General features: G+C 47.7%; 8 protein-coding genes and 1 pseudogene. 8 read left to right on the top strand and 1 reads right to left on the bottom strand.

Annotated features, from left to right (window positions below):
* The first annotated feature begins 239 nt into the window (after positions 1-239).
* Positions 240-1,484 carry a CynX/NimT family MFS transporter gene (locus ACQQ6X_RS11850; RefSeq protein ID WP_305165481.1) on the top strand — a complete coding sequence of 415 codons (1,245 nt, stop codon included), beginning with the start codon at positions 240-242 and terminating at the stop codon, positions 1,482-1,484.
* Between the two features lie 829 nt (positions 1,485-2,313).
* Here ACQQ6X_RS11850 and ACQQ6X_RS11845 read toward each other — a convergent pair.
* A pseudogene (locus tag ACQQ6X_RS11845) lies at positions 2,314-3,630 on the bottom strand (erythromycin esterase family protein).
* Between the two features lie 276 nt (positions 3,631-3,906).
* Between ACQQ6X_RS11845 and ACQQ6X_RS11840 the strand changes: the two are divergent.
* The 7 genes from ACQQ6X_RS11840 (at position 3,907) to ACQQ6X_RS11810 (ending at position 16,182) form a co-directional block, all read left to right on the top strand.
* Positions 3,907-7,932, top strand: coding sequence for a DUF5695 domain-containing protein (locus ACQQ6X_RS11840; RefSeq protein WP_305165480.1), 4,026 nt, complete (start codon positions 3,907-3,909; stop codon positions 7,930-7,932).
* A 135-nt stretch (positions 7,933-8,067) separates the two neighbouring features.
* Complete coding sequence (locus tag ACQQ6X_RS11835) at positions 8,068-9,366, top strand: alpha-glucosidase/alpha-galactosidase (protein WP_305165645.1); 1,299 nt, start codon at positions 8,068-8,070, stop codon at positions 9,364-9,366.
* Between the two features lie 13 nt (positions 9,367-9,379).
* Positions 9,380-11,230 carry a cache domain-containing sensor histidine kinase gene (locus ACQQ6X_RS11830; RefSeq protein WP_305165479.1) on the top strand — a complete coding sequence of 617 codons (1,851 nt, stop codon included), beginning with the start codon at positions 9,380-9,382 and terminating at the stop codon, positions 11,228-11,230.
* An 18-nt stretch (positions 11,231-11,248) separates the two neighbouring features.
* Complete coding sequence (locus ACQQ6X_RS11825) at positions 11,249-12,841, top strand: response regulator (protein WP_305165478.1); 1,593 nt, start codon at positions 11,249-11,251, stop codon at positions 12,839-12,841.
* A gap of 123 nt (positions 12,842-12,964) precedes the next feature.
* Complete coding sequence (locus ACQQ6X_RS11820; protein ID WP_305165477.1) at positions 12,965-14,320, top strand: ABC transporter substrate-binding protein; 1,356 nt, start codon at positions 12,965-12,967, stop codon at positions 14,318-14,320.
* A 33-nt stretch (positions 14,321-14,353) separates the two neighbouring features.
* Positions 14,354-15,259: a carbohydrate ABC transporter permease gene (locus ACQQ6X_RS11815; RefSeq protein ID WP_305165476.1), complete on the top strand. Its 906-nt coding sequence runs from the start codon at positions 14,354-14,356 to the stop codon at positions 15,257-15,259.
* Positions 15,256-16,182 carry a carbohydrate ABC transporter permease gene (locus ACQQ6X_RS11810; RefSeq protein WP_305165475.1) on the top strand — a complete coding sequence of 309 codons (927 nt, stop codon included), beginning with the start codon at positions 15,256-15,258 and terminating at the stop codon, positions 16,180-16,182. Before ACQQ6X_RS11815 ends, ACQQ6X_RS11810 begins: the two co-directional genes overlap by 4 nt.
* Positions 16,183-16,204 lie beyond the last annotated feature (22 nt).

Below are 16,204 nucleotides of genomic sequence, written 5' to 3'. Positions count from 1 at the left end.
GTATAAAAGTAGGGGCTTGTCGTTCTCCTATTAACTAACGGGAGAAATCCAAAAATTCGCTTAATTTAATTAAAATGTTTAAAAGTAACCGTTAAGTAGAAAACAACATTTTATTATATTCTCTGCTTTACGGTTACTATTGTGGAACAATATAGAAGTGTGGTAATCCAAACAATAAATGAATTGATTACCTAATTTAGAAAAGCTTTAGTATTAAATACGGAGGATCTATAGCGATCATGGGCATTTCGCAAAAAACAAATCGACTAGAACAACCGAAACCGGATGTAAAGCCTAGAATAGGATCACTTATTATAGGTATCATCCTAATGGGAGCCAATCTCAGAGCCCCACTAACATCAGTGGGTCCACTAATAAATTCTATACGTGACAGTTTAGGCATATCTAATATACTAGCAGGGACAATAACTACAGTACCTTTACTTACTTTTGCATTCTTATCCCCTTTTGCCCCTAAGTTAGCTCAACGTTTTAGTACAGAGTTTATCCTATTTATTTCTTTAATCTTATTAACTATTGGATTTGGAATACGTTCTTTTGGTAGTGTAATAACCTTATTTATAGGAACAATTTTAATTGGTTCATGTATTGCCATTGGTAATGTATTACTCCCCAGTCTCATTAAACATAACTTTGCACAAAATGTAGGAATGATAACAGGGATTTATATAGTCTCTATGAATTTATGTGGAGCTATTGGATCCGGTATAAGTATCCCCATTTCCTCATTATCAGGGTTAGGATGGTCAGGAGGTCTCGGATGCTGGGGAATCTTATCTCTTTTTACACTTTTCTTTTGGTTACCACAAATACAAAATCAACATAAATCTATTAGATTTGTACAAACTGAAAAGAAAGTCAAATCTATTAACTTATGGCGTTCTAGACTAGCATGGAATGTCACGTTATTTATGGGTTTTCAATCTTTAATCTTTTATACCATGATAACGTGGCTTCCTGAAATTCTTGAACAAAAAGGGCTGAACACTCATGAAGCTGGCTGGATGTTGTCTTTAATGCAATTTGCTATGCTTCCTACTACGTTTATTGTCTCTATTTTAGCTGGACGTTTAAAGAAGCAGCATTCATTAGTACTAATTTCAGTCGTCTTGCTTATTGGAGGGGTATTCGGTATCTTACACGGAAGCACGATCCTTATTCTAATATGGATTATTATGGTTGGAATTGGAGTGGGATTTGCCTTTAGTTTAGCTATGATGTTTTTTAGTTTACGTACTCAAGATACGAATGAGGCAGCAGAATTATCCGGTATGGCTCAATCACTAGGTTATCTTTTGTCTGCTGTCGGCCCTGTCTTATTTGGATGGTTGCATGATGTGACACATAATTGGAATACTTCCCTACTGATGTTAGTTTTAACTTCTGTTATCATCTTTATCACGGGTATAGGCGCAGGAAAAAATGAATATGTAGCACCAATTGATTCCGTTAATTTGAAATAGTATTATTTCAAACAGTAACTTGGGAACGTTGATTCTTATTGTTATCTTATTGTTTTTTTAGTCGTATTTATTCTTTACTATGGTGGTTTTATTTACCGATCTGCAAAAAATTAGAGATGAAGTAATTGCGGAAGGTTTTGTAACTAAGGCACATCAGAAAAAAGTATTAATAGAAATGCTGAGAGATATAGTCATAAAATTATGAATCGAAGTAAACGAAAACGCCTTGAAATATGGGGAAATGATGTATAATTCAAATCAAAAGTGTTCTTTAAAACTTCTAATAACAATGCCTTTTACTCATTATTTCACAACTTTGTGTCATTAATATCCAGTGATAACAATTTCCCCCCCTTTTTTCATGTATGACTTTTGTTGAAACAAGCTTTGAACTCCATATTTTTGGTTTCATTCTTCTTAAAAGGTATAATCTATGCGGTATTCGATGCAGATGCCAATATCAATAGAGGCCTACGACATAAATGTATTGCGTTGTAGCAATCACTTCCCAAGGCCAACAGGGCCGGAAATTGTGGAATGAGCAAGGAACACGCACATCCGTCCGGCCGCCATATACATCAGACGGAAAGACAGGAGATAGGGGGTGCTTCTCCAGATATCTGTGATGGGCGACATCCCTTTTTTGATAAATGTATAAAAACTAACGGAACGTTTAGTTCAATAGAACAGCAGCAGGCTCAGACTGATAAAAATAAAAGTTCGAGCCTGCCACTTTTTGTATTGGAGCCAGTTTCATACTTCTTATCCGAAGCCTAATGGTGAACGTTACCCAGCCATCCAGCATCCCACAGACGTTTTTTGCGAGCTGTTATTCTGAAAATAAAGCATCCGTTGCAACCGGCTGAAGGATAGGCAGTGGCTGAAGGGCGGTGGTCCGATCGAGATGAACAAACGCATTATAACGATCCGCCATGCTGGAAGGCACGTAATTGCCGAACCGCTCATGAGCAGGCTCGTATACCACACCGATGGCACGGTGGCCAATGGTTGTATTCAGTATGGAAGATGCATCGGAGAGCATTATCATGCCATTTCGGCCGCCTCCCGCCTGGTGCATGTAATCCTCCCAGCTTCCCGGCTGTCCGGGCGGGACGGTCATCTGCTCAACCGGAGATCCCCAAGCTCTTCCAGCCAGTACCTCGCCCTGATAGGTCCCGAAGCCAATGGCAAACACCCGATGCTCTGGATCCTCCCGCAGCAGCTGACCCACATTAACCATGCCATCCGCCATCATATCCGTTGCCCGTGCATCACCGATATGCGTATTATGCTCCCAGACAATGGCTTTTGCCGAGGCTCCGTAATAGGACATGATTCGCTTCAGGGATTCAACCATATGTTTGTCCCGTATATTCCAGGACTGTGGGCCGCCCCGAACCATCGTACGATAGTAGGCCTCCGAGCTGGAAGTGACGAGCATGTTCACCTCCGCATTCAGCTCTTCTTCACTACCCGGATACGCCATGCGCCGGCTCTGCATCTGCTGTAGCAGTTCAACCACTTCTTTCTCACAGCTCTCCGAGAGCAGTCCTGCCGCAATGCCATAAGACTGATGGTCCCTGCTATATGGATCGAAACAGGCGTATGTCCTGCGGGCCTGTTTCAGTTGGGGAGAATGGGTCTCCTCCAAATAACCGATAATCGCTTCCATCGATTCCCATAACGAGTACATATCAATGCCATAAAATCCAACCTTCGGACGGGCACTGCCGCCGCCGTGATTCGCCTCATTGTACTCCTTGAGCTACTCCGCGAAATCACGAATGTCCGTATTCGCCCACATCCACGTCGGCCAGCGGGTAAAATCACCCAGTGCATCGGCTGCCGAGGAATCGGCCCCCTTCATCCCTTTAACATACCGGTTCACCCGATAAGCAGAGGGCCAGTCTCCTTCAACACCGATAATGTTAAAACCCTTGCTTGTAATTAGCTTCTTCGAAAGCTCGGCCCGAACTCGGTAGAAATCAGAAGTCCCATGGCTTGCCTCACCGAGCAGCACAATATCTGCATCTCCGATGGCCTTAACCATGCGGTCCAGATTGTCCATTCCATCCAATGGGATAAATAATGCATTCAGCTCTTTCAAATAAGCGTTTTGCTCTGGTGGATTATCATTCGAATTCATGAAGTTGTTCCCTCCTACAGACGGTATGAGTGAATTATTTCCGATTTGTCCATTCATTAATCCAAAACATGGTGTCTGTTGGTATGAATGATTCATCCCACGATTAGGTTGAAATCCTATATAAATCGGTTGAAAATGTTGATTTTACCAATGGACAAGGCTTTGTACAATAGAGTTGTAGCGCTTACATTTCCAAGGAGGTTACGGCGAAATGAAGAGACTTCAGGTGATTGACAAACAAATCAGGACCCCGAGATCGAAAAGGAGGCCGTGTTGATGAAATTTAAGGGAATATTGGCGGCGTTTTTGTTTTTAACCACAGCGTCTGTGTTGTTTGGGACGCATACAGCAGAAGCACATGAACTATCTAATGACAAGCTGACGATTCAGACAGGAGAGCATGGGGAAATTTCGTCTATTCGTATCAAAGGAGATGCTTTTCCGACTGAATATGTCATGAACGCAACGGTGACACCTGAGCAGAACACGGCTGATCATCAGTGGCTAGGAGAGCTGATGTTCACGTACCGACTAGATGGAGGTAGCTGGACGAAGGCATGGACGAATAAGTCGGCAGACGCGCGTAAGATCACGACCAGCGGCAACCGCGTTACGGTCACGTACGAAAACTCAAGTAACGCAGAAGGTATACGCAATTTTAAAGTTATTGAAACCTATTCGGCGGAGTCGAATGGTTCAGTGTTGTGGAATATACAGGTACAGAATACCAGCGGCAAAAAATTGGAGATTGGCGATTTTGGATTGCCCCTACCTTTTAATGAGCAGTGGACTTATGGTGATGCGATTTACGAAACGAGAGTCGTGACGCATTCCTTTGTCGGCAATAACAGTTCCTATATTACAGCTGGGCGCCCCAGCGGCATTGGTTCTTCCCTGCTATTGATCCCTGATTCCACAACAGGTGCTGGTTTTGAGTATCAAGACCATTGGCGGGATGAAGAACATCCGGGCAGCAAGTGGGCCTGGAACCCGGCCAACGAAGGCAAATGGTTGGAGGGACTGAATGTATTTTATATTCATTCCAATGTCATCAAGTCCACTAACCGGGGGTATCTGCCCAACACAAGTCTGATCCTGAATCCCGGACAAAGCAAAAACTATGGCTTCAAGTTCCTGGCGGTAAAGGACGAGCATGATGTAAAAGATACGTTGTATCAAGAAAACTTGGTGGATACTACAGTCGTACCGGGCATGATAGTGCCTACGAATCAAAAGGCGAAGATGGATCTGCGTACCAAGCAAACAATTAACAAAGTGACCTATCCAGACGGAACCGTTATTCCGCAGACGGATAGCAAGGCTGGAGGACATCAGATTTATGAGCTCAAATTTACTAAGCTGGGCCCGAACTTCATAACGGTAGAATACGGTAATGGCAACAAAACGGTTTTACAATTCTATGCCATTGAGCCGATTGATCAGGCGCTGCAACGGCACGCTACTTTTATGGTAGACAAAACCCAGTGGAACATGCCAGGTGATCTGCGTGATAAGGTATTTGACGATTGGATGATGCATACCAAATCCAAACGCAACATTTTCAATGGCTATTGGGGCTGGGGAGACGATTGGGGTCTGACCCACGGACAGTTCCTGGCTGAGAAAAACACACTCTCTCCAGTCGCCAAAGAGGTGCGGGCTGTAGACGATTATTTGGAGACGGCAATTTGGACGAATCTGATGAATGGACATCATGAGGATTATTTAATTCATGATTTCCTGATGCCGGAGCCGAATGATACACCGACCTATCGGGGATATGCATACCCGCATGTATACAACACGTATTTCAGCATGTATAAGATTGCCAAGGAATACCCGGATTTAGTCACTTACAAGCATCCGAAGGAAACCTATTTGCTGCGGGCTTATAACATTTTCAAAGCATTGTACGAAGGGCCGGTTGCGTACAACTGGGAAACAGGTTTAATGGGCGAGCTGACCACGCCGGATATTATTCAAGCCCTTCATGATGAAGGCTACGATGATGAAGCGAATGATCTCAAGGAAAAAATGGACCGCAAATATAACAATTTTAAAAATACAAAGTATCCTTACGGTTCTGAATATAGCTACGACAATACTGGGGAAGAGGCTGTATATACGTTAGCCAAACAGAATATAGATACAGAGGGCGAACAAAGTAAAGCCCTGGAGATGATGGGTAAAATCAATGCCAAAACTCGTGCGTCACGCGGTCATATGCCTGTATGGTACTACTATACCGATCCGGTGACGATTACCGGGGAGAACTGGTTTAACTTCCAGTACACGACTTCACTTGCAGGGTATGCGATGGATGACTGGATCCGTCATCATGAGGACAATCATCGCGAGGAGCAACAACGGCTGTCCTATGCTGCAAAAATTGCCAATGTCGGAGCAATTAATTCCGGACAAATCAGCTCGGACCCTGAGAACATCGGGGCAGTCGCATGGACGTACCAAGCGGAAAAAGGAAATAACGGAACAAACGGCACTGGCGGCGGTAAAAATATTCCGCTCTTTAACGGCTGGCGCGGCATGAGCGGTGAGGCTGACCTCGGATTGTTCGGTGCACTTAAAACCTTAAGCGCGGATATCGCGGTTGATCCGATTTTTGGATTGACGGGCTACGGTGCAGAGGTGAGTAAAAGCGGCAACGTGTATACGATCAAGCCGCTGGACGGTTTGTTCAAACGAGTCAACCTGATTACGGAAAAGCTGTATATCGAGCTGGAAAAGGACCAGTATACAGAAGCCAAGCTGGCAACATCCAAGGATTATGTATGGCTCCAATTGAAAAATCAAACGCCGGGCCAAGCTCATTCTACGTACGTTACATTTGATGGCTTAAAGAAAGGAACGTACCTGGTTAAAGTGGGTGGTCAATCACAAGGCAAGTTTAATGCGTATGCACCAACCAATAAGCTTAAGTTGGAAATGGGTACAGCATCCTCCTATACGGTAGAGCTGACACCCACCACACCTGATCCCAACAAAGCACCTGTCGTTGATGCAGGCAAGGATTCCAAGGTGAAGCTGCCTGATCAGATTATTCTGAAAGGTACAGCTACAGATGATGGACTTCCGCAAGGAAAGGTGACCAGCGAGTGGAGTTTGGTTGAAGGACCACAGAATGCGAAGGTTACATTCAGCAGCAAAACATCACTACGCTCGAAGGTGGACGTTTCGGAGCCAGGAACGTATATATTCAAGCTGACAGCCAGCGACTCCCAGTTATCAGGAGAGGCTAAAGTAACTGTGATAGCTGAACCAGCGGCACCGTTACCTGAACAGCTTGCAGTTTACAAGTTCGACGAAACCAGCGGTGCTATTGCTGCGGATTCATCGGAAAGCGGCAATGATGCTACCGTTAAGGGAACTGCGGCATGGGCTGCGGGGAAAAGAGGCAATGCTGTCAGCCTGAACGGCAAGGACAGCTATGTGCAGCTTCCGGCGGGGATTGTCAGCCGGGCACAGCAATTAACCGTATCCGGCTGGGTCAAAGCGAACAGCCTAAGCGATTATGTACGGATTTTTGACTTCGGCTCCGGGACCAATGAATATATGTTCCTGACTCCTAAAGCCGGGAACCGGATGCTATTTGCCATTACGAATCAGGGTAACGGGCAAGGGCAGGAACAGACGATTGATGCTCCTGTACTGCCGACAGGCGTATGGAAGCATGTTGTGGTCACTCTTTCGGGCTCCACAGGTATTTTGTACGTGGATGGGAAAGAAGTGGGACGCAATACCAACCTGACCTTGAATCCAACCAGTCTGGGACAGACGAAAAATAATTTTATCGGTAAGTCCCAGTATCCTGATCCATATTTCAATGGTCTGGTGGATGAGTTCCGGATCTACAGCCGTGCTTTGAATGCAAACGAGGTGGCAGGTCTGGCCTCTGGTACAGCACAGAGTCTGGCGGCAACTGAGAACATCACTGCATTAAAAGAAGTAAATGTAACAACTCATGTGGGTGAAAAGCCTGAACTGCCAAGCGTAGTGGAAGCTACGTATGGAGAAGGCTCCACCAAATGGGTGGCTGTGGAATGGGAGGATATAGACCCTGCACAATATGCTGCTCCAGGTTCGTTTGAATTGAAGGGCAAAGTGGAAGGGACAGAGTTGAAGGCATTGGCCAAGGTGACTGTGATTGAGGCAGGGGCCGTGGCTTCACCGGCCACTTCGGTTAGCCCGGAGACTTCAGTAACTCCGCCAACTACGACATCCCCGGTAACATCTGCCTTGCCGCCTCGGCTTATCAGCCCAGCTAAATCAGTGGGAGCGTCCTGAGTAGGAGGCAACAACGTATAGTCATCGCTAATCTTTCCCATCGTCACTTTCTCCCTGCAAAGGGAGGAATGGGCGATGGGTATCCTTGCATTTGAGGCGCAAAGCTGCGAACAAAATGTGAATGGGGGACAAAGTATGAGCAAGATTACATTTCTGGGTGCAGGCAGTACGGTGTTTGCTAAAAATGTGCTTGGCGATTGTATGTTGACACCTGCTTTGCAGGGCTTTGAACTGGCGTTGTTCGATATTGATCCCGTTAGGCTGAAGGATTCGGAAAATATTTTATCCAATTTGAAAAAAACAACGGGGAGTACCTGTGTGATCCGCTCCTACACTGACCGTAAGGAAGCACTGCGCGGAGCGGCCTATGTAGTAAATGCCATCCAGGTGGGCGGCTATGATCCGTGTACGATTACGGATTTTGAGATTCCCAAAAAATACGGTCTACGCCAAACGATTGCCGATACGGTCGGCATTGGCGGCATTTTCCGCAATTTAAGAACGATTCCGGTGATGCTCGATTTTGCGGCAGACATGCGCGAGGTGTGCCCGGATGCACTGTTTCTCAACTATACGAATCCGATGGCTGTGTTGACGAACGTGATGAACGTACACGGCGGTGTACGAACAGTAGGACTGTGTCATAGCGTACAGGCGTGTATACCCGAGTTGTTCAAAAGCCTTGGCTTGGAGCAGGAAGGTGTAAAGGCAAAGATCGCAGGCATCAATCATATGGCGTGGCTGCTCGAAGTGAGCAGGGACGGGGTGGATCTGTATCCTGAGATTAAAAAGCGGGCTGCCGCCAAGCAGCAGGAAAAGCATCATGATATGGTGCGTTTTGAAATGATGCTGAAATTTGGCTATTACATTACGGAATCGTCCGAGCATAACGCAGAGTATCATCCGTATTTTATCAAACGGGCATACCCTGAGCTGATTGAACGACTCAATATTCCTTTAGATGAATACCCACGCCGCTGCGTAAGCCAGATTGAACGCTGGGAGACGATGCGTGAGGAACTTTTGGGCAATCAGGATCTGCGCCATGAACGGTCGAACGAATATGCTTCTTATATATTTGAGGCAATCGAAACCAATCTGCCCTTTGCCATTGGCGGGAATGTGATGAATACAGGCCTGATTACCAATCTGCCGAAGGAAGCCTGTGTGGAGGTGCCTTGCCTGGTGAATCGCAATGGGGTTACGCCGACCTTTGTCGGGGATTTGCCGCCCCAATGTGCTGCACTGAACCGAACGAATATCAATACACAGCTGTTAACGATTGAAGCTGCAATGACGGGGAAAAAAGAACATATTTATCACGCTGCTATGCTGGACCCGCATACCTCAGCTGAGCTATCCATGGATGATATCGTTGCTCTGTGCGACGACCTGATTGCCGCGCACGGGACATGGCTTCCAGCTTATGTGTAAGGGAAGCAGATGAATGGGGGGCCGGGGGCGTCAAAAGTTCACAGGAATACCTACGATCCGTGGGAAATTTATCGTATTGACGCTGGTGCTGACCGTCATTCCGATGGTGGTGCTGACCGTCATTCCGATGGTGGTGCTGACCTTTACCTTTTACCGGATCGCGGCCCATTCTCTTGGTGAGAAATCGGAAGCACTAGCTATGCAGTCCCGGCAAATGACTGAAAATTATGTTAATGCGACACTCTCCGATTTGAATGATCTAACCAACGCCATTCTCAGCAATCCTGATGTGCAGTCCATACTGGAGACCAAGCCGAAAGATGATTATGAATACTTGCGGAGCGACGAAACACTCAGCATGGTTGTCCGTACGCAAACCCAGACCAAGCCGTATATCACGTCCTCTCTCATCTATGCCGCCAATGGCGGACTCAAGCATTCTCTCTATCAAGGGAATGTTTCAGTCCGTTTTGGCGGCCTTCCTACATTAGAGGAAGCACGTGTATACTACCGCCGTCTGCTCGCTGAGCGACCTATGATGTGGATGACTCATCCGCCGTTTGCATCAGGACGCGGGATGGCGGAAGATCGTATATACGTCGGAAAGCTGTTGCGAAAAACGACTGGAGATTATGAGCCGCTTGGATTTTTGCTGTTGGAAATCGACAAGGCCAGTCTGTTTCGTGGGCTTGCTTTTCATGAAACAGACAGCAATACCCAGATGTGGGTGCTGGATCAGAAGGGCGAGCCTGTATACCGATTGCCGGAGCAGAGCGTTCCAGCCCCATTGCTATTGCAACAAATCGCCAAATCTGCTGTGGATAGACCTGTGCTTACAAAGGACTGGAGAACATGGAACGGTCGCCAGACGATGATTTCCTACGGACCGTTAAACGAGGGACAATGGACGCTCCTGCAAAAAGTCGATCAGTCCGTGTTATTCGAGGATGCGCGTCAAATCGGGGCCTGGACCATCTGGACCTTTTTGATTGCACTGGTGCTGGGTTGGATGCTGTCTTATCGGCTGAGTGACACGATTCGTCGCCCCCTGCTTCAGTTGAGCCGATTAATGGCGGTGGATGGGAGTGTGACCACCACAGCCTCAGCCCAAGCTCTTGAAGCGCCTGCTTCCGTTGTATTTAACCCTAAGGATGAGGTAGGACAGATCGGGGAGCGTTTCCTTCATATGATGCAAAAAAATCATGAGCTGTACGGACAAGTATACGAAGCGTTGCTGTCACGCAAGCAGGCCGAGTTTCGCGCGCTTCAGGCGCAGATTAACCCGCATTTTCTGTACAACACACTGGAGTCGCTCAAAGGAATGGCGCTGGCGAACGGGCAGCGGGATATGGCAGAGGTGATCGGTGCCTTCGGTAAATGCTTTCGCATTTCGCTAAGTTATGGCCGAGAGCAAATCAGTTTGGGGCAGGAAGTCGAGCATGTAAGCGCCTATGTGAAGGTACAGCAGTTCAGGTTTCGAGATTCGTTCGAATGGATTTGCGAAGTCGAGGAGGATATTTGCGGGTTTTACGTACCGAAGCTGATTCTACAGCCGCTCGTTGAAAATGCCATTTACCACGGTTTAAAAGGGCGTACCGACCGCGGTTATATTATGTTATCCGGTGCCAGGGAAGGCGATGCTTTGCGTTTAACGGTCAGTGATGATGGGGGCGGTATTGGAGCCGAGCGTCTGGACGATATTCGAAAATCGCTAGACGCCGAACGGGGGAGTGCGATTGGCTTTGGACTGCGCAATGTACATGAACGTCTTCGACATTATGGTCCCCAATATGGTCTGTCCGTGACAACCGAGTTGGGTCAGTACACCTCGGTTACCTTACTGGCACCCATTCGAACCGAATAAGAAAGGGGAGGGGATGGTATGTACCGGCTGCTGATTGTGGATGACGAATATCATATTCGGGAAGGGCTGAGGCTGATGGTGACGGAAAGTAGCCTGTCCGTGGAAGTCAGTGATGTGGCAGAGGACGGCGCAACGGCATTACGGTTGTACACGGAGCGGCGACCGGACATGATTTTACTGGATATTAATTTACCGGATATGAGTGGGCTGGACATAGCAAAAGCCATTCGGCAAAAGGATCAGCAGACCCCGTTATTATTCCTCACAGGGTACGAATCCATGACGTATATTCGTCAGGCGGTTTCGCTTCAAGCGGTTGATTATTTGCTCAAGCCAGTGACAAACGAGGACTTTGAAGCGGCTCTGAGACGGGCTGAGGATCGCATTGCACAATGGCGCAGAAGCGAGGAGGAAGCTATTCACCGTCACCGTTCATTGGAGCCAGTGTACAGGGAGCATTTGCTGCTGGATCTGCTCCAGCAGCGTCGCCCCGCAGCTGAGGTCATGCAGGAGATGGACGGGCTAGGATTTTTCGCCGAGACGAGCAGGCCGCCTTACACTGTGCTGTGCTGTGAACTGGAGGAAGCCTGGCAGCAGGCAGCATCCGCTCCTGGCAAGTCGCAGAGCTGCACTCATAGAAGCAGGCATGTATTCGCCGAATTGGCTTGGGAGGCTGCGGCAGCAGCCGGGGCCAAGGCGTATGGTGCGGCCGTTTCCCGTGATCGGCACGTTGTACTGCTGGCGGCGGCATCCCACAGGGCAGCGGAGCAGACCGCCCGGCAGATTCGCCAGGCGGTGCAGGAACGATTGAGCCAGGGGATGTCCATCGGGATTAGCCGTCCCGTACAACGGATGGAGCAGCTTCCGGAAGCATATGAGGAAGCAGTGCAGGCGGCAGAGCATCGGGGATGGGTGGGATATAGCCAGATCATCCCCTTTGAGAGCATTCAGGCGGCTGAGCCGAACAGCAGTCATTTGCTGGAGAAGGAACTGCTCATGATTACGGAAATTCGTGCTGGCAATGATGCTGCTGTACATGCGATTTTGCAGGAATGGTCTGGACAATTAGCGGGCTTGCCTGTCAATCAGGTGAAGATGATCATCACTCAGCTTGTCCTGTTCGTTATGCGCATTGTTCAGAGCGATGCATTCGAAGGACACACCGCCATACAGCAGCAGGACCCATTATTGGAACTGTCCCGATTGCGGCACGGACCTGAGATGATTGATTATGTATCGCGCTATTTTGTCCGGGTGGGTCGCCAAGTCCGGGAATCGCGTGAGAAGGGGATTCCGCGCAAATTCCAACGGGCCAAGGAATGGATCCGTGAGCACCTTCAGGAGGATGGCGGACTGAACCGTCTTGCAGAGTACATGAATATGAGTCCCAAATATTTGAGTGCCCGTTTTAAACAGGTTACAGGTGAAAGTTTCGCCGACTATCAGACGCGTGTACGCTTTGAGCGAGCCCGTGAATTGCTGTTGGACCCGAATCGCAAGGTGGCGGAAGTGGCGGAGGCTGTGGGATTCGCAGATACGAATTATTTTAGCATTGCCTTTAAAAAGCATACCGGATTGACGCCGACGGAATTCCGCAAGACATTTTTGTAAACGCGCTGTTAAAAAAATCATACCAAAACAAAGAGAGTCTGGAGTCGTTAGGTGGTCGGCTCCGGGCTCTCGGCGCATAATAGGCTTGTAAGGAGAAACCAGTTCAGGAAGGGGCCGGTTGATTTGCGGAAACGAAGGTTACGAACATGGATGGCTCTCGTGATGATAGCGGTGCTGACAGGGCTGACGGCTTGCAGTGGTAATGCTGGCGAACCGGCTAATCCCAATGCGGTCGAACTCAAGTTCATGTACTGGGGGAGCAATGACGAGAAGCAGGCGATGGAAAAGATGATTCAAAGCTTTAATGCATCCCATCCGAACATTCGGGTAAAGGGCGAACATGTCCCTGGTGACTACACGACGAAAATTAACACGTTAATGGCTGCCAATCAGCTTCCTGATATCGCCTACCTAGGCGATTCGCTCACGATGAAATGGGCAAGTGAAGGTAGACTCCTAGATTTATCCTCCTATTATGATGAATATCCCGAATTAAAGAACAAGCTCAAATCCTCCTATCTTTACAGCGAACCCGGCAAGTCTATCGGCAACTACACTGCCTTGGAAGTGATACAGCTATTTTACAACAAGCAGTTGTTTACAGAAGCAGGAGTACCCGTTCCTCCGGCTGATCCTGAAAAAGCGTGGACATGGGATGAATTTCTGGAGATCGCCAAAAAGCTGACCAAGGATCAGAGCGGCAAGCATCCGGGAGACAGTGGATTTGACCCGAAAAATATTGTGCAGTACGGCTTTGCCTTCGGCAACGACCGCAGCTCGTGGGGACCGCTTTTAGCGAGCAATGGCGGAGGTTTGACCGACAAAACAGGCAAGAAGTACACGCTGAACCGTCCTGAGTCGGTGGAGGTATTTCAGAAGCTGCAGGATCTAGTTTTCAAGGAGCATGTTTCACCCGATTTGATCCAGCAGCAGGACATGCCATCCAATACGATTCGACTCCAGACCAAAAAGGTCGCTATGGTGGTAGACGGAACATGGTCCCTGCTCGATTTTTCGAATAATAAGCAACTGCAATGGAGCATTGGGGTTTTGCCGAAGCTAAAAGAGCCCAAAACGATGATCGTTGCGGGAGCCACAGTCATTTTCCAGAGCACCAAGCACCCCAAGGAAGCGCTCGAATTTTATTTGTACCATAACAATCCCGAAAAGGTGGATCTGTTCAAGTCCGGTCTATGGATGCCTATCGAAGAAAAATATTATACCGACGAGCAGGCTATCCAGTCGTGGACGAATAATGCCGCACATCCACCGGAATTTCAGCAGGCTGGCATCAAGTATGCAAGAGATTATGCAATCAAGCCGTCAACTTCTACCCTGCGTAACTGGCCTGATATTGGTTCCAAGCTGACCCCAGGGCTGGATCTGATCTGGACGAACAAGAAGACACCGCAGCAGGCGCTGGATGAACTGGAACCCATTATTCAGCCACTGCTTCAAGGAGTATACCCGGATGAATAATGCGGCGGGACAGCTGCGAAAGGAGAACGGTCCATGAAGCGACCAAAATCAGGAATGATGCGCATGGAGCGAAACTGGGGTCTGCTATTCGCGCTTCCTGCCATCCTGGGATTAATGATATTCACAATTGGGCCAATCGTGGCTTCGTTCGTATTCAGCTTAACCAATTGGACAATTGGCGGACAGATGACCTTTATTGGGTTGGATAATTACCGAACCATTTTGACCAAGGATACGACCTTTTCCCAGTCCATGTTCGTGACCACATATTATGCACTAGGCAGCGTGCCTCTGGGCTTGGCGGCGGCTTTCATCATTGCGCTGCTATTAAATCAAAAGGTAAAAGGTTTGTCGGTGTTTCGGACGATTTATTATTTACCTACTATTGTGCCGAGTATTGCCAATATGATGCTGTGGCTATGGATGTTCAATCCGGATTTTGGTCTGTTAAATTCACTGCTGGAGAGTGTTGGACTGCCGGGGAGCAAATGGATTTATGACGAGAAGACTGCGATCCCCTCGCTAATTATGATGAGCACTTGGGGGATCGGGAACACGGTCATTATCTTTTTGGCAGGACTTCAGTCTGTGCCCACCCATCTGTATGAAGCAGCTGAGGTAGACGGCGGCAATAGGCTGCATAAATTTTTCCATATTACGATTCCCTCGATGACACCGACCATCTTCTTTAATCTTGTTATGTCTTTAATCGGCACCTTTCAGGCATTCAATCAGGCGTATGTCATGACCAACGGGGGGCCTAACAATTCAACCCTGTTCTATGTATTCTACTTGTGGCGAACAGCCTTTACGGAGACTAAAATCGGTTACGCCTCAGCGCTGGCCTGGATCTTATTTTTCGTCATTATGGTTCTAACGGTTCTGATTTTCTCCACATCCAAAAAGTGGGTTCACTATGAAGGGGGGGAACGTTCATGAATCAGGTTACTTCTTCTGTCAAACCTTCAGACACACCGCAACATCCGCTTCCACAGCCTGAACGCTCCCGAAGTCCTGCTACCGCTACCCGTTCCAAACCACTCCAAATCAGCCGTATCGTACTGTACATCGTTTTAATCATAGGCAGTGTTTTAATGCTGTTGCCATTCGTATGGCTCATTCGCAGCTCTCTGATGGGAACATCGCAAATTTTCGTCTTCCCGCCAGAGTGGATTCCCTCTCCTTTTCAATGGAGCAATTACCCGGAAGCGCTAACTTCAGTACCGTTTGGCAGGTATTTTCTGAATACGTTCCTCATTGAGGTGTGTGTGCTGACAGGAGTAATGTTGACCTCGATGGTATCGGCGTTTACTTTTGCCCGTCTGCGCTGGCCTGGACGCAATCTGATTTTTTCCCTGTTGATCGGGTCGATGATGCTGCCTTATGCGGTGACGCTCATACCTACTTTCGTCATGTGGCGTGAGCTGGGCGGGTTGAATACATTTTTGCCGCTGATTGTTCCTGCATGGTTTGGTGGGGGGGCATTTAACATCTTTTTGATGCGACAATTTATGCTGACGATTCCGCGCGATCTGGACGAAGCAGCCTATATGGATGGAGGTACCCCTCTAACTGTATTATGGCGCGTCATTATTCCTTTATCTTCGCCTGCATTGATCGTGATCGGGATATTTACCTTTATTGATGTGTGGAACGATTTTTTGGGCCCGATTATTTATTTGAGTGACGAAAAGCATTTTACACTGGCGCTGGGGTTAGCGACTTTCCGGGGATTGAACAATACCAATTGGCCCTACTTAATGGCGGCATCCAGCACGATTTTGGCTCCGATCGTCCTGATATTTTTTATTGGACAACGCTATTTTATTGAAGGCATCACACTGACAGGAATCAAAGGCTAAAAGAAGGCAGGGATTCACGGAC

Origin of the sequence: Paenibacillus ottowii (assembly GCF_050516475.1) — a bacterium.
Classification (GTDB): Bacteria; Bacillota; Bacilli; order Paenibacillales; family Paenibacillaceae; genus Paenibacillus; species Paenibacillus ottowii.
This window is presented reverse-complemented; position numbering and strand designations above follow the sequence as displayed.